18 protein-coding genes and 1 pseudogene are annotated in these 18,441 nt (G+C 67.3%); 12 read left to right on the top strand and 7 right to left on the bottom strand.

Annotation, left to right across the window (positions count from 1 at the left end; all coding sequences use genetic code 11):
* Nucleotides 1-17: 17 nt before the first annotated feature.
* A complete protein-coding gene (locus tag ABZW16_RS28520; protein ID WP_354959154.1) occupies nt 18-1,484 on the bottom strand; it encodes an MFS transporter in 1,467 nt (488 codons plus the stop codon).
* Nucleotides 1,485-1,574: 90 nt separating this feature from the next.
* Here ABZW16_RS28520 and ABZW16_RS28515 point away from each other — a divergent pair, with 90 nt between their 5' ends.
* The gene (locus ABZW16_RS28515) at nt 1,575-2,252 is read left to right on the top strand and encodes a TetR family transcriptional regulator (protein ID WP_354959153.1); all 678 of its coding nucleotides are present in this window, start codon (nt 1,575-1,577) and stop codon (nt 2,250-2,252) included.
* Nucleotides 2,253-2,309: 57 nt separating this feature from the next.
* Nucleotides 2,310-3,290, top strand: coding sequence for a zinc-binding dehydrogenase (locus ABZW16_RS28510; protein ID WP_354959152.1), 981 nt, complete (start codon nt 2,310-2,312; stop codon nt 3,288-3,290).
* Nucleotides 3,291-3,316: 26 nt separating this feature from the next.
* On the opposite strand, the gene ABZW16_RS28505 is transcribed toward ABZW16_RS28510, so the two are convergent.
* Nucleotides 3,317-3,997 (bottom strand): O-methyltransferase, encoded by a 681-nt coding sequence (locus ABZW16_RS28505; RefSeq protein ID WP_354959151.1) that lies wholly within the window; start codon nt 3,995-3,997, stop codon nt 3,317-3,319.
* A 124-nt stretch (nt 3,998-4,121) separates the two neighbouring features.
* Here ABZW16_RS28505 and ABZW16_RS28500 point away from each other — a divergent pair, with 124 nt between their 5' ends.
* Nucleotides 4,122-4,385, top strand: coding sequence for a hypothetical protein (locus tag ABZW16_RS28500; RefSeq protein WP_354959150.1), 264 nt, complete (start codon nt 4,122-4,124; stop codon nt 4,383-4,385).
* Nucleotides 4,386-4,395: 10 nt separating this feature from the next.
* Here the strand turns inward: ABZW16_RS28500 and ABZW16_RS28495 are convergent, their stop codons facing one another.
* From ABZW16_RS28495 to ABZW16_RS28480, 4 genes are all read right to left on the bottom strand, one after another.
* The gene (locus ABZW16_RS28495) at nt 4,396-6,117 is read right to left on the bottom strand and encodes an urease subunit alpha (RefSeq protein WP_354959149.1); all 1,722 of its coding nucleotides are present in this window, start codon (nt 6,115-6,117) and stop codon (nt 4,396-4,398) included.
* 95 nt (nt 6,118-6,212) lie between these two features.
* Complete coding sequence (locus ABZW16_RS28490) at nt 6,213-6,539, bottom strand: urease subunit beta (protein WP_354959148.1); 327 nt, start codon at nt 6,537-6,539, stop codon at nt 6,213-6,215.
* A gap of 8 nt (nt 6,540-6,547) precedes the next feature.
* Nucleotides 6,548-6,850: an urease subunit gamma gene (locus ABZW16_RS28485; protein ID WP_354959147.1), complete on the bottom strand. Its 303-nt coding sequence runs from the start codon at nt 6,848-6,850 to the stop codon at nt 6,548-6,550.
* Between the two features lie 67 nt (nt 6,851-6,917).
* Nucleotides 6,918-7,373, bottom strand: coding sequence for a PaaI family thioesterase (locus ABZW16_RS28480; protein ID WP_354959146.1), 456 nt, complete (start codon nt 7,371-7,373; stop codon nt 6,918-6,920).
* A 232-nt stretch (nt 7,374-7,605) separates the two neighbouring features.
* Here ABZW16_RS28480 and ABZW16_RS28475 point away from each other — a divergent pair, with 232 nt between their 5' ends.
* On the top strand, nt 7,606-8,109 hold the full coding sequence (locus tag ABZW16_RS28475) for a nitroreductase family protein (RefSeq protein ID WP_354959145.1): 504 nt from the start codon (nt 7,606-7,608) through the stop codon (nt 8,107-8,109).
* 6 nt (nt 8,110-8,115) lie between these two features.
* Here ABZW16_RS28475 and ABZW16_RS28470 read toward each other — a convergent pair whose 3' ends face one another.
* Nucleotides 8,116-8,829, bottom strand: coding sequence for a hypothetical protein (locus ABZW16_RS28470; protein WP_354959144.1), 714 nt, complete (start codon nt 8,827-8,829; stop codon nt 8,116-8,118).
* 109 nt (nt 8,830-8,938) lie between these two features.
* Here ABZW16_RS28470 and ABZW16_RS28465 point away from each other — a divergent pair, with 109 nt between their 5' ends.
* From ABZW16_RS28465 to ABZW16_RS28430, 8 genes and pseudogenes are all read left to right on the top strand, one after another.
* The gene (locus ABZW16_RS28465) at nt 8,939-10,012 is read left to right on the top strand and encodes an iron ABC transporter permease (RefSeq protein ID WP_354959143.1); all 1,074 of its coding nucleotides are present in this window, start codon (nt 8,939-8,941) and stop codon (nt 10,010-10,012) included.
* 122 nt (nt 10,013-10,134) lie between these two features.
* Nucleotides 10,135-11,166: an iron chelate uptake ABC transporter family permease subunit gene (locus ABZW16_RS28460; RefSeq protein ID WP_354959167.1), complete on the top strand. Its 1,032-nt coding sequence runs from the start codon at nt 10,135-10,137 to the stop codon at nt 11,164-11,166.
* Nucleotides 11,163-11,993 (top strand): ABC transporter ATP-binding protein, encoded by an 831-nt coding sequence (locus ABZW16_RS28455; RefSeq protein ID WP_354959142.1) that lies wholly within the window; start codon nt 11,163-11,165, stop codon nt 11,991-11,993. Before ABZW16_RS28460 ends, ABZW16_RS28455 begins: the two co-directional genes overlap by 4 nt.
* 120 nt (nt 11,994-12,113) lie before the next feature.
* Nucleotides 12,114-12,506, top strand: a complete 393-nt coding sequence (locus ABZW16_RS28450; RefSeq protein WP_354959141.1) for a BlaI/MecI/CopY family transcriptional regulator — start codon at nt 12,114-12,116, stop codon at nt 12,504-12,506.
* Nucleotides 12,507-12,570: 64 nt separating this feature from the next.
* Nucleotides 12,571-13,509, top strand: a complete 939-nt coding sequence (locus tag ABZW16_RS28445) for a M48 family metalloprotease (protein WP_354959140.1) — start codon at nt 12,571-12,573, stop codon at nt 13,507-13,509.
* 125 nt (nt 13,510-13,634) lie between these two features.
* Nucleotides 13,635-14,837, top strand: a pseudogene (locus ABZW16_RS28440) (DEAD/DEAH box helicase); the annotation flags it as partial.
* Nucleotides 14,838-15,540: 703 nt separating this feature from the next.
* On the top strand, nt 15,541-16,386 hold the full coding sequence (locus ABZW16_RS28435) for a DMT family transporter (protein WP_354959139.1): 846 nt from the start codon (nt 15,541-15,543) through the stop codon (nt 16,384-16,386).
* 167 nt (nt 16,387-16,553) lie between these two features.
* A complete protein-coding gene (locus tag ABZW16_RS28430; protein ID WP_354959138.1) occupies nt 16,554-17,990 on the top strand; it encodes a GuaB1 family IMP dehydrogenase-related protein in 1,437 nt (478 codons plus the stop codon).
* Nucleotides 17,991-18,441: the final 451 nt, after the last annotated feature.

Raw genomic sequence — 18,441 nt, 5'->3', positions numbered from 1 at the left:
CCGCGGAGGCGCGCCGTTCAGCGCCGCGGCGCGAATGCCGCGACCGCCGCCATCGCCACCAGCAGCACCGCGCCGACCGAGGTCGCGATGTGCATTCCGGAGACGAAGGATTCGCGCGCGGAATCGATCAGCGCGGTGTTGCCGTCCGCGTGCTGAATGGTTTCGCCGAGGGTGTCCGCATAGGCACCGCCCGATCGGAAGACCAGCGCCGCAATCGAACCCAGTAGCGCCAAGCCGAGCGCATTGCCCAGTTCGAAACTGGTCTCGGAGATCCCGACCGCGGAACCGGCCCGCTCCGGCGGCACCGAGGACACCGCCACATCCGACACCAGGGTGAAGGCCAGGCCGTAACCGATGCCCGCAATCGTGGATCCGGCCAGGTACCAGGCGATTCCGCCGTCCACGCCGACACCGATCAGCATGACATTGCCCACCGCAGCGGCCAGCAGCGCCAGCACGAAGGTGGAACGCACCCCGAGCTTGTGCCCGATCCGCGCACCGCCCATCGAGCAGACGAAAACCGCGATCGCCATCGGAATCCCGAACAGCGCGGCCGCCAGCGGCTCACGTCCGGTCACCGATTGCAGATAGACGCTGGTGAGATAACTCATCGCCGCCAGCGACATCATGCCGACCAGACTCGATCCGATGGCGACCGTGAACTGCACCCGCCGGAACAACCGCAGGTCCAGCAGCGGTTCGGCCAGCTGTCGCTGCCGTCGCACGAAGACGGCGAGCAATACGACGCCGACAAGTCCGATGCCGATCGATGCGATGTCGAACCCCTCGGCCGCGATCTGCTTCACCGCGTACACCGCCGGGAGGATACCGCCGATCGACAGCAGCACACTCGGAATATCCAGCGGGCCGACCACACCCGAGCGATGTTCGGGCAGTACGAACGGACCGAAGGCGAGCAGGATCAGCAGCACCGGAATATTGATGAGAAATACCGAGCCCCACCAGAAGTGGTGCAACAGCAAACCACCGAGTACCGGCCCCACCGCGGATCCGCCCGCGAAGAACGCGGTCCACACCCCGATCGCCGCGGCGCGTTCGCGGGCATTCGGAAACAGGCTGGAGATCAGCGCGAGACTCGACGGCAGCAGGGTCGCACCGCCCATACCCATCAGCGCCCTGGCGATGATCAGCACCACCGCATTCGGGGCGAAGGCCGCGACGACCGAGGCGATGCCGAATACCGAGGCACCGGCCAGCAGAATATTGCGCCGCCCGATCCGGTCCCCGAGATTGCCCATGGTGATGAGCAGGCCCGCGATGAGGAAGCCGTAGATATCGAGAATCCACAGCTGCTGCGTGGCCGACGGATCGAGATCCAGGGTGAGCGTCGGCATGGCCAGGAACAGCACCGAGATATCCATCGACACCAGCAGCACCGGCAGCAGTAGCACCGCGAGGCCCAGCCAAGCGCGCCGCGAACCCGTCGGCGCCGTCGCCACCCGCGCGGCCTCCACCTGAGTCATTCCCGAATCCTCTCCGTGTCGCGTACGGCGTACGCGTCAGTCCGGGTACAGTGTACGCATGCGGGGCCAAAACTGGAAGCGAGTCATGGGATGACCGAGCCGAAGCTCACCCGAGCCGCCATTGTCGACACCGCGATCACGCTCGCCGACGAGGAAGGTCTCGACGGGTTGTCCATGCGACATATCGCCGAGCGGATGGGTGTCGGCGCCATGTCGCTGTACCGGCACGTCGCGAATAAGGACGAACTGCTCGCCCTGATGACCGACGAGATATCGGCTCGCAACCCGTACCCCTCGCCGGAGGGGCAGAACTGGACTTGGCGCGACCGGGTCCGCATTGCCGCCGAGATCGATTGGGCGCTCTACCAACAGCATCCGTGGGTGCTGCTGACCTTCGCCATGCCCCGCTACAGTTTCGGTCCGCAGGGCCTGGCCTGTTTCGCGTGGCTGGTCGAGGGTCTGCGCGAGTTGAGTGTCTCGACCCGCGAGGCGGCAACCATGGCCTTCGCGGTGTGGAACTACATCTCCGGGGCCACGCTCCCGCATATCAGTGGTGCACTGGTCGCGCGCAAGGGCATGAATCCGGAAGGGGACAACGGACTGCGGGCATTGCTGGAAGGAAAATCACAGCTGCCGATTCCGCCCGCACTCGCCGATCTGAACGGCAGCGGTGTGAGCGATCTGACCTCGGAGGATCTGCTGTATCTCGGATTGTCCGCACTCTGCGACGGGTTCGAGGCCCGCTGCGTTCGGACCAGCACGTCTTGACCTGAATGGCACTTCAGGTTGCACGGTTGACTCGATCGCCGACGAACAGGAGTCACCGTGCACGCTATCCGCCTTCATGCCTTCGGACCGGCCGAGAATCTGCGCTACGAAACGGTGCCCGATCCGGTGCCCGGACCGGGACAGGTGCTCATCCGAGTCGCGGCGGCGGGCGTGCACGTCATCGATACCGCGTTGCGCAGGGGCGAGCCCGGGCCGTACCCGCTGCCACAGCTGCCGACCATACCGGGCCGTGAGGTCGCCGGGATCGTGGACCGGATCGGGCCGGATGTCGATACGTCCTGGCTCGGCAAGCGGGTGGTCGCACATCTCGGGGCGGTTCCCGGTGGCTATGCCGAGTTGGCCGTGACGGAAACCGCTCGGCTGCACGAGATTCCGACCGATCTCGATGCGGCCGAGGCGGTCGCGATCATCGGCACCGGGCGAACGACCATGGGGATTTCGTTGTTCACCGAACTCGGTCCCGACAGCGTGGTGGTGGTAACCGCGGCGGCCGGCGGCATCGGGACCCTGCTGGTTCAGCATGCGAAGAACGTCGGCGCCACCGTGGTCGGCCTCGCCGGTGGACCAGCGAAAGTCGAACTGGTGCAACGCAATGGAGCGGATATCGCGATCGACTATCTACTCCCCCACTGGCCCGCTCAGGTGCTCGCGCGCCTCGGCGACCGGCGCGCCACCGTACTGTTCGATGGTGTCGGCGGCGAAATAAGCGGCGCCGCAATCGATCTGCTCGGTAAGGGCGGACAGCATCTCGTCTATGGCGCGGCCAATGGCGCGCCGCCATCGCTGTCGGAGGAGGAGTTGGTGGCGCGTGGCATCACTTCCGAACTGGTTGTCGGACCGCGCCTCATCCAGCGGGTCGGCGGCGATCTGCGCCCGCTCGAGGACAGGGCCATGGCCGAGGCCGCAGCCGGTCGACTGCGGCCCGCCGTCCAGCGTTTCGCGCTGGCCGATGCCGTCGGTGCGCACCGCGCGCTGGAGACACGCGGCACCGTCGGCAAGGTGGTACTTCAGGCGTAACAGCGATAGCCCCGGCCAACCAGCTGCTAGTCGACCGACTCGCCGTTGACCACCGCGTACACGAAGCCGTCCCAGCCCTTGCTGCCCACCGTCTGCAGCACCGTCGCATCGAGACTCGGCTCGGCGGCCAGCAGATCGATCAGATCGCGGCTCGCCTGCACCATCGGGTCGTCGGAATGCTCGTCGGCGACAGCACCATTGCGCACCACATTGTCGACGATGATCACCGATCCGGGGCGGGTCAGGCGCAGCGCCCAGAGCACATAGTTCGAATTGTTGACCTTGTCGGCATCGATGAACACCAGGTCGAACGGGTCCGGATCCTCATCGGCCAGCACCGGCAGGCTGTCCAGGGCCGCGCCGACCCGGATATCGACCCGTTCGCCGACTCCGGCCCGATCCAGATTCTCCCGTGCCACCGCCGCATGCCGCGGCTCGAACTCCAGGGTGACCACCTGCCCCTCCTTGCCCACCGCGCGGGCCAGCCAGATCGTGCTGTACCCGCCGAGCGTCCCGATCTCCAGCACCCGACGCGCCTGGACCGACCGCGCGATCAGATGTAAGAACTTCCCCTGCGCGGGCGATACATCGATCGCGGGCAGCCCGGCCGCCGAGTTCGCGGCCAATGCCGCCGCAGTCGAATCCCCCTCTCCCACCAGAGTCTCCACCAGGTAGCTGTCCACATCGGCCCATTCAAAGGTCGTCATACCCGCAGTCTGCCACCGCACACCCCGATACCGCCGCAATCGGACACCAGCAAACCGCATGGAATTCAGCCGCCCCTGGCGGTTCGCGCACATCAATCGGCCACCTCGCACAGGTTGCAAACCTATGCGCGGCACTCACAAGATCTGCGATAGCGGCCCGGCCGTGGTGCGGCGGATCCACGTCGGGGAAGCGGTTCGCGTACTGGCCGATGATGGCGGCGCCTGCCTCGTCGCCGACCACGTCGTGGACCAAGCCTTCGACTTGGCGGCGTCCAGCCTGGGCGTGGCGCATGCAGGACATGATCTCGGTGGAGATCACGGAGGGGTCCGTGCCGCGCGCAGCTGCGGCGACGCGCGCGGCAACACGGGTCCGTATGGATTCCGCTGAGGCGACGTCCTCAGAACAGGAAATACCGCTGGGCCATCGGCAACTCGGTGGCGGGCTGTTCCGTCCAGACCTCGCCATTGATGCGGACGGTGAAGGTGTCCGGGTCGACCTCGATGCGGGGCATGGCGTCGTTGTTGGTCATATCCGCCTTGGTAACGCGGCGAACGTTCTTGACGGGAGCCAGTTTTCGGCGCAGGCCGAGACGTTCGGCGAGACCGTCCTCGATGGCCTGTTCGGAAACGAAGTGCACAGACGTGTCCGCGGCGACCAGTGGTGCGGCACCGAACATGGGGCGCGGCAACACCGGCTGCGGGGTCGGGATGGAGGCGTTGGCGTCACCCATGGCGGCCCAGGCGATCGCACCGCCCTTGAGGACGGCGTGCGGACGAACACCGAAGAATGCCGGGTCCCAGAGGACCAGATCCGCGAGCTTGCCCACTTCCACCGAACCGATTTCGTCGTCCAGGCCGTGCGCGATCGCCGGGCAGATCGTGTACTTCGCGATATAGCGCCGCACCCTCGCATTGTCGGCGGCGCCGTCACCGGGCAGCGAACCACGGCGGCGCTTCATGACGTGTGCGGTCTGCCAGGTGCGCATGACGACCTCGCCGATGCGGCCCATGGCCTGTGAGTCGCTGCCGATCATCGAGATCGCGCCGAGATCGTGGAGCAGATCCTCGGCGGCGATGGTGGAGGGCCGGATCCGACTCTCCGCGAACGCGAGGTCCTCCGGGATGGACGCGCTGAGGTGGTGACACACCATGAGCATGTCCAGGTGCTCGTCCAAGGTGTTGACCGTGTGCGGGCGGGTCGGGTTGGTCGAGCTCGGCAGCACATTGAGATGCGAGGCGACGGTGATGATGTCGGGCGCGTGCCCGCCACCGGCACCCTCGGTGTGATACGCGTGGATGCCGCGGCCGGCGATGGCGGCGATGGTGTCCTCGACGAATCCGGCCTCGTTCAAGGTGTCCGAATGCAGCGCCACCTGCACACCCGCCGCATCGGCGACGGTGAGGCAGGCATCGATCGCGGCCGGAGTGGACCCCCAGTCCTCGTGCAGTTTGAAACCCGCTGCGCCGCCGCGCAATTGCTCCCACATGGATTCGGCGCTGACCGTATTGCCCTTGCCGAGCAGCACGATATTCATCGGCCAGCCGTCGGTGGCCGCCAACATCCGCGCCAGATGCCACGATCCGGGCGTGACCGTGGTCGCCTTACTGCCCTCGGCGGGACCGGTGCCGCCGCCGATCAGGGTGGTGATGCCGCCGCCGAGCGCCTCATCCATCAGCTGCGGACAGATGAAGTGCACATGACAGTCGATCGCGCCCGCGGTGAGGATGCGGCCATTGCCCGCGATGATCTCGGTATTCGGACCGACCACCAGATCCGGATGCACCCCGTTCATGGTGTCCGGATTACCCGCCTTGCCGATCGCGCAGATGCGGCCGTCGCGAATGCCGACGTCGGCCTTGATGATTCCCCAATGGTCGATGATGACCGCGCCGGTGATCACGGTGTCCGGGGTGCCCTCGGCCCGGGTCGCGCGGGCTTGTCCCATGGATTCGCGCAATACCTTGCCGCCGCCGAATACGGCCTCATCGCCCGCGAGACCAGGCCCACCGCTGCGATCTTCGGTGATCTCGATGAGCAGATCGGTGTCCGCCAGGCGAATTCGGTCGCCGGTGGTCGGTCCGAAGAGCTCGGCATACCGTGCGCGGCTCAGCTCACTCATCGCGTCCTACCTCCCGGGCGCACGGAATCATGCGCCCCACACCGAGTCGTCTGCGCAAGCCCGCGCGGCATACGCATCGTGCAGGCGGTCTCGCGCTAGTCATCGAGACGTCCAGGAGGCGTCAGGCTGATGCCATGGACCGCACGGGCGCCGCCGAGCGGGACCAGCGAAACTCGTTGTCCGAGACCGGGCTCGAAGCGCACCGCGGTTCCGGCGGGGATATCGAGCCGACGCCCGTGCGCGGCCGCCCGATCGAAACGCAACACCGCATTGGACTGCGGGAAATGCACGTGGCTGCCCACCTGGACCGGCCGATCACCGGTGTTCACGACATCCAGTTCGATCCGATCCGCGCCCGCGTTCAGCTCGATAGTGCCCTCTGCACAGAAGTATTCACCCGGGACGAGCGGAGAATCAGCCATCACCGCCCCTAACCGATCGGATGATGGACGGTGACCAGCTTGGTGCCATCCGGAAAAGTGGCCTCGACCTGCACATCGTGAATCATCTCCGGCACGCCCTCCAGCACATCGGCACGCGTGAGAACCGTTCGCCCCGAAGACATCAGCTCCGCGACGGTACGCCCGTCGCGTGCGCCCTCGAGCACATGGTCGGTGATCAGCGCGACCGCCTCGGGGTGATTCAGCTCGAGTCCACGCGCCTGCCTGCGCCGGGCCAGTTCGGCCGCATAACTCAGCAGCAGCCGTTCCTGCTCGTGCGGCGACAGTCGCATCCGGGCTCCTCGGCGGTCGTGGATCAGGGTGACGGTAATTCTGGCACGCCCGTGTCGGGGGCGCCGGTCAATCCCTGGCGGGCAGATTCTGCAGCCGCACCTGGCCGCGAGCGACCGTGCGTCCCTCATCGTCGGTGAGCACGACCTGCCACAGCTGCTGCAACCGGCCGCGGTGCAGCGGCGTCGCCTCACCGAAGACCTTGCCCTCGCGCACCGAGCGCAGGAAGTCGGTGTTGTTGTTCACGCCGACCACGGTGCCCTTATTGCCCTGTGCGGTGTACCAGACCCCGCCGCCGATGCTGGCGAGCGATTCGACGACGGTGCAGTACACGCCGCCGTTGACAATGCCGGCCAACTGCTGCAGCTGCGGTCCCACGGTCAGCTCACCCCGCACCCGGTCCGGCGTGACCTCGGAGAATTCGAGGCCGATCAGATCGGTGAAGGTGTTCTTGCTGAGCTCGGTCAGCAGCTCCGGCGTGACCTCGGCCAGCGACTGGATCTGGGCAACTTCCTGCTGTGTCATGCATTCACCTTGGCACAGCGTGTCTCGGGTCTCGCACGATGCTCCCCGATGGCCGTTTGCACCCCCGATACAGAGCGGCGGGCTCCAAATGCACACAGAGCCCGCCGCGGCAATGGATCGGGGGTTCACGGCAGCCCTCCGGAACGCTCGGCCGATCCCAACGCCATGATTACTATAGGTCAGGCTTACCTAACTAGGCAACTCCGCGCCGTGTCGCACTAGGCTCGCGGCGGTGCATTCGATCAAGATCCTGCGGTCTACCAGACACTTTCTGCCAGAACGCGTCCCGCGCTCGACCGTCGAGGACATCATCGACACGGCCCGGTGGACCGGTTCGGCGCGCAACCGTCAACCATGGCGGTTCATCGCCGTGACCACCGACGCGCTGCGGGTCGAACTGAGCAAGCTCGGCCGCTATGCGGGCCATCTCGCCGAGGCGCCACTGATCCTCGTATTACTCTCCGCGGACAACGGTTTCACCGATACCGAGTTCGATATGGGTCGCATCTGCCAGTCACTGTGCTCGGCGGCTCACGACCACGGCCTCGGCACCTGCGTCACCACATTTCACCCCGCAGACAACGTCACTCGAGTGGTCGCCCTGCTCGATATCCAGCCCGGCTGGCTGCCACACCACGCGATCGCCATCGGCCGCCGAGATCCACACCGACACCGGAGTCCATCGGCCATCCCCACCGGACGACTGCCCGGGTCAACCCTGCTCACCTGGGCATAGCAGCGTCTACCGAACCGGGCACCCCACCGCACGTCGCACCGGCAGACCACGCTCCTCCAGCGCAAGCAGCAATCCCGCACCACGCCGCGCACCGACCAAGGAATCCGTCCGCGCCAGATCCGGCACATAGGTGGCGGCGCCGACAATGGATTCGCCAACGAGGGACCAGAACCGGCGCTCACCGAGGCCCGCGCAGACCGCTAAGGTCCGCTGGATCAATCGCAGCGACGGCTCACACCGATGCGCAAGCCAGACGTACATTGCCTGCTCGCACGGCAAAGTCACCACACCGGGCCCGCCCGCCAGTCGATCGCCGTCGAGTACGCGAATCGTGGTGTCGTCCAACCCAGCCCAGTCGATGCCGCCGTCATTATCGGCGTGGATCCACAGGTTGTCGATACCCGGATCCCACACCCGCCCCTCAGCCACCAGCAGGGCAACCACCCGCCCGATCACCGCGTGGATCAGCGCGGTCGCCACCACTTCGGCGGCGGTATCGGCGCTGATCATCTCCGCGGCGTGGCGCCGGTACATCAACTCGATCCGACCCTCGCGCAATCCGTCGGCGAGCCGCCACCAGCGCCGCCTGCCCTGCTCGGACATGGCGGCCACCGCGTAGACCCGCGGGTGTTCGGGTTGTAGTGAGCGAAGCCGGGCACACGCTTTCCCGAACGCCACCTGGGGCTGGCCGGGCATGCAGGTTGCCACTGACTCGGGCATCGAACCTCCTCGGGTCGGCTCGGCAATAAGGCCGGGTCGCAAAGATAGGTTAGGCTTACCAGACCTAGCAACCGGACACCGCATATCGAGTCAGGAGAAGTTCGTCGCCGTGACGGCATCACGCACCATCGCGCCGGGGGCGCGACGAACGAATCCAGCGCGTCATCGTCGACTCGGGCTCGTCCTGCTGAGCGCGCTACTGCTGCTCGCCGCCGTGGCCAGCATCGCGATCGGCACCCGATCGCTGTCACCCGGCACCGTCTACGACGCCGTGCACAATGCCCTGACCTGCCCGGGCGGACCGTTCCACTGCCCGGCCGGATCGACCACGGAGCAGATCGTGCGCGGACTTCGCCTGCCGCGCACCGCACTTGCGCTGGTCACCGGGCTCGCACTGGGTATCGCCGGTGCGCTGATCCAGGGCTATACCCGCAATCCGCTCGCCGACGCGGGACTGCTCGGCTTGAATGCAGGCGCGGCATTCCTTGCGGCGCTGAGTATTTACCTGTTCGCACTGAACGCGCCGGAACAGTACATCTGGTTCGCCTTCGCGGGAGCGCTGGCCGCGGGGTCGGTGGTATTCGGGGTGTCGGCGATCGGCGGTGGAAAGGCGAGCCCGCTCAGCTTGGTGCTGGCCGGTGCCGCGGTGACCGCATTCCTACAGGCCATGACGAATGCCATTGTGCTGCTGGACAATGCGGCGCTGGACAGCTACCGATTCTGGGTGGTCGGCACCGTGAACGGACGCGATGCCGAGGTGTTCTGGCAGGTGTTGCCGTTCTTGGCGCTCGGCGTGATACTCGCCGTCGTGGCCTCGCCCGGGTTGAATCTGCTCAGCCTCGGTGACGAGGTCGCGCGCGGGCTCGGCGTGAATATCGGGCGCAGCCGGGCGCTCGGACTGGCCGCGATCGTCTTGCTGAGTGGCGCGGCGACGGCGGCAGTCGGCCCGATCGCATTCATCGGGTTGGTCGTGCCGCATATCGCACGGGCTTTCACCGGTCCCGACTACCGCTGGCTGATCCCGTATTCCGGACTGCTCGGCGCGCTGCTGCTGCTCGTCGCCGATGTGGCCGGGCGAATTGTGGCGCGACCCGGCGAGTTACAGGTCGGTGTGATGATCGCGGCCCTCGGTGCGCCGTTCTTCATCCTGCTCGTCCGTCGCAAGAAGTTGGTGAGCCTGTGAGCGACCGAATCATGGACGAGTTCTCCCCGGACCACACCGCCTTCGCGCAGGCACCGACCCCGGCATCGACCGAGATACCGCTGAATCGCATCCGCCCTGCCCTGCGCCTCGGCCCGGTCTCCATGGTGCTGCGCCCCACCATGGCGCTCATAGTTCTCACACTCGCCGCAACCCTGCTCACACTCTTCTGCCTCGATATCGCCTTCGGCGACACCCACATTCCGCTCGGCCGCGTCCTGGATGTGCTGACCGGCGGCGGCACCCGATCCCAGCGTTTCATCGTGCTGGAATCCCGTTTGCCGCGCGCGCTCACCGCGCTGGTCGTCGGTGCGGCACTCGGCATCGCGGGTGCGATTACCCAGTCCATCCTGCACAATCCGCTGGCCGCGCCGGATATCCTCGGCATCACCACCGGCTCCAGCCTGGGTGCTGTTGCCGTCCTCGTCGGAACCGGCGGCACAACAACGGGATTCGCCGCGAGCGGCGGCGCCCCGCTGGCCGCGCTGGCCGGTGGGCTGTGCACCGCGACCGCCATCTACCTACTCGCTTGGGGCCGCGGCGTGACCGGCGACCGCGGTGTCACCCCGATGCGACTGGTACTGATCGGCATCGGGGTGAACGCATTCCTGTTGTCCGGCATCAGCTTTCTGCTCACCCGCGCCAGCCTGCAGGATGCGGCCCGTGCGCAACTCTGGCTCAATGGCTCACTCAATAGCGCCGATCGGACCGAGCCGATCCCGGCCGCGCTCGCACTGGCCGTGGTCGCGCTGGTGGCGGTGGGCTCCGCGAGAACCCTTGCCGCGCTGCGCCTCGGCACCGATACCACCCGGGTGCTCGGGGTTCGGATCCAGACCCAGCAGGCCCTGTTGATCGGCGCGGCCGTGGTGGCCGCATCGGTCGCCACCGCCGCGGTCGGTCCGGTCGGATTTGTGGCGCTCGCCGCACCGCAGATCGCGCGCCGACTGCTGCGAACTCCCGGCGAACCGCTCATCGGCTCGGCGTTCATCGGTGCCATCCTGGTGGTCGGCGCGGATGTTGCCGCGCGCACGCTATTTCCTGTCGACCTGCCGGTCGGTGTCGTGACCGCCGCCTTCGGCGGACCGTTCCTGCTCTACCTGCTCGTGCGTATGAATCGGAAGGCGACCCTGTCATGACCACCGACACGCGGCTCTCCGCACAGGAAGTCACCCTCGGCTACGGCGACCGCGTCATCGTCGACGGACTCAGCATCGATATCGCCCCCGGCGTGGTCACCACCGTCATCGGCCCCAATGGCTGCGGCAAGTCGACCATGTTGCGCGCGCTGGGTCGCCTGCTGCGCCCGCAACAGGGCCGAATCCTGTTGGACGGCAAGGCGATCACGTCGATGAAGACCAAGGATGTCGCGCGCATCGTCGGCATGCTGCCGCAGTCGCCGGTCGCGCCCGAGGGGCTGACCGTCGCGGATCTCGTTGCGCGCGGACGTCATCCGCACCAGTCCTGGATCCGGCAGTGGTCGGCCACCGACGAAGACGAGGTCATCTCCGCGCTCGCCGCGACGGGCATTGCCGATCTGGCCGATCGCACCCTGGACGAGTTGTCCGGCGGGCAGCGCCAGCGCGCCTGGATCTCGATGGCATTGGCCCAGGGCACCGACATCCTGCTGCTCGACGAGCCGACCACCTATCTCGATCTCGCACATTCGGTCGAGGTCCTGGACCTCGTCGACCGCCTGCACGACGAGCACGGCCGCACCGTGGTGATGGTGCTGCACGATCTCAACCTGGCCATCCGCTATAGCGACCGGCTCATCGTCATGCGCGACGGACGCATCGTCGCCCAGGGCGCACCCGCCGACATCATCAATGTCGCGTTGCTGCGCGAGGTCTTCGATCTCGACGCGTCCGTGTTGGAGGATCCGGTGTCCGGTCGACCGATGATCGTGCCCATCGGAACGCGACACGTCCGGGCCGCCTTCGAATCGGACGCGGTGCCGAGCTAGTCCGAGCTAGTCCCAGCGCTGGGGCTGCCGCACAACCTATGACAAATACCACACCAGCAATCAAGCAGTTACGACGACCTGTAGTACGCAATTGTGTCGTTGAGTCCGTAAACTTGTGGAATGGCAGGACTTGGTGAACTCGAGAAAGCGGTCATGGACCAGCTGTGGTCGACTGACGAACCGCAGACCGTACGGCAGGTACACGAGGCTTTGGCCGCCCGCCGTGAGCTCGCGTACACCACGGTGATGACGGTGCTGCAACGACTGGCGAAGAAGAACCTCGTGGTGCAGCGACGCGACGACCGCGCCCACCGCTACGCCCCGGTGCACACCCGCGACGAACTGGTGGCCAGCTTGATGGTCGACGCACTGCAACAGGCCGATGTGGCGGGCAGCCGCGCGGCAGCGCTCGTGCACTTCGTTGAACAGGTCGGTAGGGACGACACGGACGCGTTGCGCGAAGCACTCGCTAAGCTCGAAGCATCCGAAGATACTGCGCCGCCGAAGCAGTAGTCTTGGGATCCTGGCCTCACAATGAGGTGAGTGCCCTGGCCCCACAACGCAGTGAGCTGAGTCGATGAACGCAACCGCGCCGGTCTTTGCCGGTCTCGCTTTGCTTCTCGCGGGGCCCGCCCCAGCGCTGTTGAGCCGCGCGACCTGGCCGTACCGGACACCGCGTGCTGCGCTCGTGTTGTGGCAGGCCATCGCGCTCGCAGCCGTGCTCAGCGCATTCGGTTCGGGGCTGGCCATCGCCGCCCAACTACTCGTACCGGGACCGGACGGTCGCCCGACCACCTCCCCGGCGCGCGAGATCGATGCGCTCGGAATGCCGCTGTGGCTGGCGTACGTTTTCGTCTTCGCCTTGACGCTGCTGGTCGGCGCGCGACTGATGTACGCGATCGTGCGCGTCGGCGTGCACACCCGCAGGCGTCGGGCGCGCCACCGCATGCTCGTCGATCTGCTCGACCAGAGCGGACCACAGCGCCGCGCGGCCGATATCCGGGTGCTCGGCTCGACCGAGCCGATCGCCTACTGCCTGCCCGGCCTGCGCCAGCGGGTGGTATTGAGCGAGGGCACGCTGACCAGCCTGCAGGACGCCGAGGTCACGGCCATCGTCAGCCATGAACGCTCCCATCTGCGGGCCCGCCACGACCTGGTGCTCGAGGCCTTCACCGCGGTGCACGAGGCATTCCCCCGGGTGGTGCGCAGCAAGGCGGCGCTCGGCTCGGTGAAACTGCTGATCGAACTGCTCGCCGACGATTCGGCCGTGAAGGTCACCGGCCCGAAGCCGCTGGCCCGCGCCCTGGTCGCCTGCGCGAAATCCACGGCACCGCAGGGCGCGCTCGCCGCTGGCGGTCCGACCACCTTGATCCGCATCCAGCGACTGGGTGGACGCATCGGCGATATTCGGGTCGCCGCGGCGGCCTATCTGGGGTCGGCGGCCATCCTGGTGGTCCCGACCATGGCCGTCGCGGTACCCTGGCTGGTCGAACTGGATCGACTGCTCCGTAACTGATTCATCCGGTTCCACCTGATACACCCGGTCCTACCGCATCCGGCGATGACCGGGCCCAACCATCTCGGCGGCACCTCGCGTGCCCGGATCCGCCCGCGCCGAGACATGAAAGGCACACAACCCCGTTGACCTCCTCCACCCCTGCCACCACCTTCGCGGATCTGGGCCTACCCGCCGTGCTCGTCCAGGCGTTGCGCCGCGACGGCATCGAGACCCCGTTCCCGATCCAGGCCGCGACGGCGACCGATGCGCTGGCGGGCAAGGACGTGCTCGGGCGCGGACCGACCGGCTCCGGCAAGACCCTGGCCTTCGGGCTGCCGATGCTCGCGCTGCTCACCGGCGCCCAGGCCAAGCCGGGTAAGCCGCGCGGTCTGGTGCTGGTGCCGACCAGGGAACTGGCGGCCCAGATCGAGAAGGCGCTGGACAATGCGGCGTTATCGCTGGGGTTGCGAGTGGCCTCGGTGGTCGGCGGCGCGCCGATCAAGCGGCAGGCCGATCGGCTCGCGCGCGGTGTCGATCTGCTCATCGCCACGCCGGGGCGCCTCGAAGATCTGATCAACCAGCGCTCCGCCGATCTGTCCGAGGTGCGGATCACCGCACTCGACGAGGCCGACCATATGGCCGATATGGGCTTCCTGCCCCAGGTCACCAAGCTGCTCGATCGGACGCCGAAAGACGGTCAGCGACTGCTGTTCTCGGCCACCCTCGACGGTGAGGTCGACAAGCTGGTCAAGCGCTACCTGCGCGCCCCGGTCACGCATTCGACCGCACCGCCGTCGGCCTCGGTCGCCACCATGTCGCACCACCTGCTGTTCCTGCGCAAGGCGGATAAGCGCGAGATCACCGCGCAGATCGCGGCGCGCGACGGGCTGACCATCATGTTCGTGCGTACCAAGCACGGTGCCGACCGGCTCGCGAAGCAGTTGCGCGGGTCCGGAATCACCGCGGGCGCGCTGCACGGCGGTAAGGCGCAGAACAATCGCGTGCGAACCCTCGCCGCATTCGCGGACGGCACCACACCGGTGCTGGTGACCACCGATGTGGCCGCGCGTGGCATCCACATCGACGGGATTTCCCTTGTCGTACATGTGGATCCGCCCGCCGAACCGAAGGCGTATCTGCATCGCGCCGGCCGCACCGCCCGCGCCGGTGAGGACGGCGTCGTCGTCACGCTCGTCACCGAAGAGGAGCGCGCCGACGTCGAGAAGATGACCCGCAAGGCGGGCGTCGATGTCGACGGCGTGCAGGTTCGTCCGGGTGATCGGCGCCTGATCCAGATCACCGGCGCGAAGCAGCCCTCAGGCGTACCGATCGTCGCAGCGAACTCGGCGGTGACGGTGGGTGACGACGGCGAGTTGAAGGTCGGCGCTGGTCGGCGCGGTGGGTCGAACCGCAGGTCGGGCGGTGCTGGTCGCGGTGCGGGGTCGGGTCGCGCCGGTCGTGGCGCAGATTCCGGCGGCGCCGGTCGAAATGCGTCCGGTAATGGTCGCGGTGCGGGATCGGGTGCTGCCGGTCGCAATGCCAGAGCCGGTGGCGCCGGTCGAGGTGCCGGTTCCGGCAGTGCCGACGGTCGGGGCGCTGGTGTGGGTGGTGCGAAGAAGTCTTCGGGTCATTCGCCGAGTTCCACCGCGACGTCGAGTCGGCGTGGTGCCGGAACTTTGGGTCGAGCCGCGGGTGGGTCGACGGCCGCTTCGACCACGGGTCGGGCCGCAGGTGCGGCAACTGCCGCGCCGGGCCGCGGCGCGGGATCGGTGCGGACGGCTCCCGGACGGGCCGTGAACTCGGCATCGGCCGCGGCGGGTCGTTCCGCCGGGTCGGCGAAGGCGGGCACGGCCCGTGCCACCGGATCGGGCTCGGCCGCGCGCGGCGTATCGGCCCATGGTGCCGGGGCGACTTCCGGTCGCGGTGTCGGCGCAGGCGGAGCGGACCGCACCGCCGCGACCAGCGGCGACACGCCCGGGCGTGCACGTCGACGCGCCGGACGGCCGCAGGGAGTGCCGGGGAGCCGCAATCGCGGGGCAAACTGATCGGGTGTCGAATCACGAGGTGGGCGCGGTTGTCTGCGCCTTGATCGCGGCGCTGCTGTTCGCGCTGGCTGCGGTGGCGCAGCAGCATGCCGCCGCAGCGGTCCCGGAAGACCGGTCACTGATGGGTTCGCTGGTGCGCAGTCCGCGCTGGTGGGCCGGAGTCGTCGGGGACGCGGGCGGTTACGCGATGCAGGTCGCGGCGCTGGCCTTGGGCGCGGTCCTGCTCGTGCAACCGATCCTGGTCAGCATGCTGATCTTTGCCCTTCCCCTCTCCGCCCGGCTCAACAAACGCCGGATCACCCCGCGCACCTGGGCGACCGCCATCGCCCTCGCGGTGGCGCTGGCCGTTTTCTTGATCGTCGGCGACCCCACCAAGGGCAATACCAATGCGCCCCTGCGTGATTGGATTCCGCCGCTGACCGCGCTACTGGCAGCGCTCGCGGTCGCGCTCGTCGTTGGTGTCAAGTCCGCCGACCCGACCCGTCGCGCCCTACTTTTCGGCGCCGTCGGCGGTGCCCTTTTCGGCCTCGCCGCCGCACTCACCTCCTACGTAACCGGATTGTTCGACGATGGCCTCAGCCATGTGCTCGGCAGTTGGCAGACCTGGGCGCTGATCGCATCCGGCGTGACCGGCCTCTATCTCCAGCAACGCGCCTACCAAGCGGGCCCGCTGGTCGCCTCCTTCCCGGCCGTCACCATCGCCGAACCCCTGGCCGCCGCCTTCATCGGCATCACCGTCCTCGACGAACGCCTTCGCACCGACAATTTGGGCCTACTTGCCATCGCCGTCGCGGTAATCACCATGTGCGCGACCACAATCCAACTCTCCCGCGTCGAAGCCGAGGTCTGAGCTCGAAACCGAGATCGGGTCGACGCTATGGCGACATCTACCGAAAAGCCCGGCGACCAGTCCCATCCGATCTTGATCCCGGCGACGCGACCACCGACTCGCGCATGGCGCGGACCGAATGCTGGGCGATTGCACGCGATAACGGCGCACCGGTTAGAATCGGTTAAGTGCAGTTTCTCCCTGGTCATCAGCCGCCGTACGACCTGACCTACGACGACCTCTTCCTCGTCCCGAATCGGACGGATGTCGCGTCACGGTTCGACGTGGATCTATCGACCGCAGACGGGTCCGGCACCACCATTCCCATTGTTGTCGCGAATATGACCGCGGTAGCCGGACGCCGGATGGCCGAAACGGTCGCCCGCCGCGGCGGCATCGTCGTCCTGCCCCAGGATCTCCCGATCGCTGCGGCCGCCGACACCATCGCCTTCGTGAAGAGCCGTTCGCTCACCGCCGACACCCCGGTCACCCTGGATCCGGAGCGTTCGGTGTCCGAGGCCGTCGCCCTGATGCACAAGCGCGCCCACGGCGCGGTCGTTGTCGTCGACGGCGGCAAGCCGGTCGGCGTGGTCACCGAGGCCTCCTGCACCGATGTCGACCGCTTCGCCCGGCTGCGCGATGTCGCGATCACCGATTTCGTCAAGGCGCCGGCCAGCACCTCGCCGCGCGATATCTTCGGCCTGCTCGAGGCCGAGCACGCGCAGCTCGCCGTGCTCATCGCCGATGACGGCGGCCTCGCGGGCGTGATGACCCGCACCGGGGCCATTCGCACCGGCATCTACCAGCCCAATGTCGATGCCGACAATAAGCTGCGGGTGGCCGCCGCGGTCGGCATCAACGGTGATGTGGCCGCCAGGGCCAAGGCACTGGTCGACTCGGGTGCGGACCTGCTCGTCATCGACACCGCGCACGGCCACCAGGCCAAGATGCTCGAAACCCTCAGCGCCATTCGCGATCTCGGCCTCGGTGTGCCGCTGGTCGCGGGCAATGTGGTCTCCACGCAGGGCACCCGGGATCTGGCCGCGGCGGGCGCGGACATCATCAAGGTCGGTGTCGGCCCCGGTGCCATGTGCACCACCAGGATGATGACCGGTGTCGGCCGTCCACAGTTCTCCGCGGTGGCCGAATGCGCCACCGCCGCAAAAGAACTCGGCGTACACATCTGGGCCGACGGCGGCGTCCGGCACCCGCGTGATGTTGCGCTGGCCTTGGCCGCTGGCGCGTCCAATGTGATGATCGGCTCCTGGTTCGCTGGCACCTACGAATCCCCCGGCGACCTGCGTGTCGATCGTGACGGCAATGCGTACAAGGAGAGCTTCGGCATGGCCTCCAAGCGTGCCGTCGCCGCCCGCACCGCCACCGACAGCGGTTTCGACCGCGCCCGCAAGGCGCTGTTCGAGGAGGGCATCTCCAGCTCGCGGATGCGCCTGGATCCGGAACGCCCCGGCGTCGAGGACCTGCTCGACCACATCTGCTCCGGCGTCCGCAGCGCCTGCACCTACGCCGGTGCGCGCACCCTGCCCGATTTCCACGACAAAGCGGTGCTCGGCGTGCAGTCGGCAGCCGGATTCGCCGAGGGCCGCCCTCTTCCCAGCGGCTGGTAAACCTGCGACAACTGCACATAGCGAGAGACACACCCAACGCAACCACCGCGGAGCAAGGCGGTGCTAGGCGTGCAGTCGGAAGCCGGATTCGCCGAGGGTCGGCCTCTTCCCAGCGTCTGGCAGACCTACGACAACTGCACATAGCGAGAGACACACCCAACGCAACCACCACGGAGCAAGGCGGTGCTCGGCGTGCCGTCGGCAGCCGGATTCGCCGAGGGCCGGCCTCTTGCCAGTGACTGGTGGACCTGCGACAACTCCAGATAGCGAGAGACACGCCCAAGACGACCATCACGGAGCGAGTCTTACGAGCGACCGTTCGCGGCCCGTCTCGCGTCCGAGTGGTCGAAGCGCATGCAACGAAGTCGCGAGTCTCGACCGCTCGGATTACGGGTAACACAAGTGGTTCCAATCTCGGTTCAAATCTATTAGGTAATGGATTAGATTTACT

Origin of the sequence: Nocardia sp. NPDC004604 (assembly GCF_040609795.1) — a bacterium.
Taxonomy (GTDB): domain Bacteria; phylum Actinomycetota; class Actinomycetes; order Mycobacteriales; family Mycobacteriaceae; genus Nocardia.
This window is presented reverse-complemented; position numbering and strand designations above follow the sequence as displayed.

Coding starts and splice junctions, on each gene's coding strand:
- ABZW16_RS28520 (WP_354959154.1), bottom strand. CDS start 1,484: ATGACTCAGGTGGAGGCCGCGCGGGTGGCGACGGCGCCGACGGGTTCG.
- ABZW16_RS28515 (WP_354959153.1), top strand. CDS start 1,575: ATGACCGAGCCGAAGCTCACCCGAGCCGCCATTGTCGACACCGCGATC.
- ABZW16_RS28505 (WP_354959151.1), bottom strand. CDS start 3,997: ATGACGACCTTTGAATGGGCCGATGTGGACAGCTACCTGGTGGAGACT.
- ABZW16_RS28500 (WP_354959150.1), top strand. CDS start 4,122: ATGCGCGGCACTCACAAGATCTGCGATAGCGGCCCGGCCGTGGTGCGG.
- ABZW16_RS28495 (WP_354959149.1), bottom strand. CDS start 6,117: ATGAGTGAGCTGAGCCGCGCACGGTATGCCGAGCTCTTCGGACCGACC.
- ABZW16_RS28490 (WP_354959148.1), bottom strand. CDS start 6,539: ATGGCTGATTCTCCGCTCGTCCCGGGTGAATACTTCTGTGCAGAGGGC.
- ABZW16_RS28485 (WP_354959147.1), bottom strand. CDS start 6,850: ATGCGACTGTCGCCGCACGAGCAGGAACGGCTGCTGCTGAGTTATGCG.
- ABZW16_RS28480 (WP_354959146.1), bottom strand. CDS start 7,373: ATGACACAGCAGGAAGTTGCCCAGATCCAGTCGCTGGCCGAGGTCACG.
- ABZW16_RS28470 (WP_354959144.1), bottom strand. CDS start 8,829: ATGCCCGAGTCAGTGGCAACCTGCATGCCCGGCCAGCCCCAGGTGGCG.
- ABZW16_RS28460 (WP_354959167.1), top strand. CDS start 10,135: ATGGTGCTGCGCCCCACCATGGCGCTCATAGTTCTCACACTCGCCGCA.
- ABZW16_RS28455 (WP_354959142.1), top strand. CDS start 11,163: ATGACCACCGACACGCGGCTCTCCGCACAGGAAGTCACCCTCGGCTAC.
- ABZW16_RS28450 (WP_354959141.1), top strand. CDS start 12,114: ATGGCAGGACTTGGTGAACTCGAGAAAGCGGTCATGGACCAGCTGTGG.
- ABZW16_RS28445 (WP_354959140.1), top strand. CDS start 12,571: ATGAACGCAACCGCGCCGGTCTTTGCCGGTCTCGCTTTGCTTCTCGCG.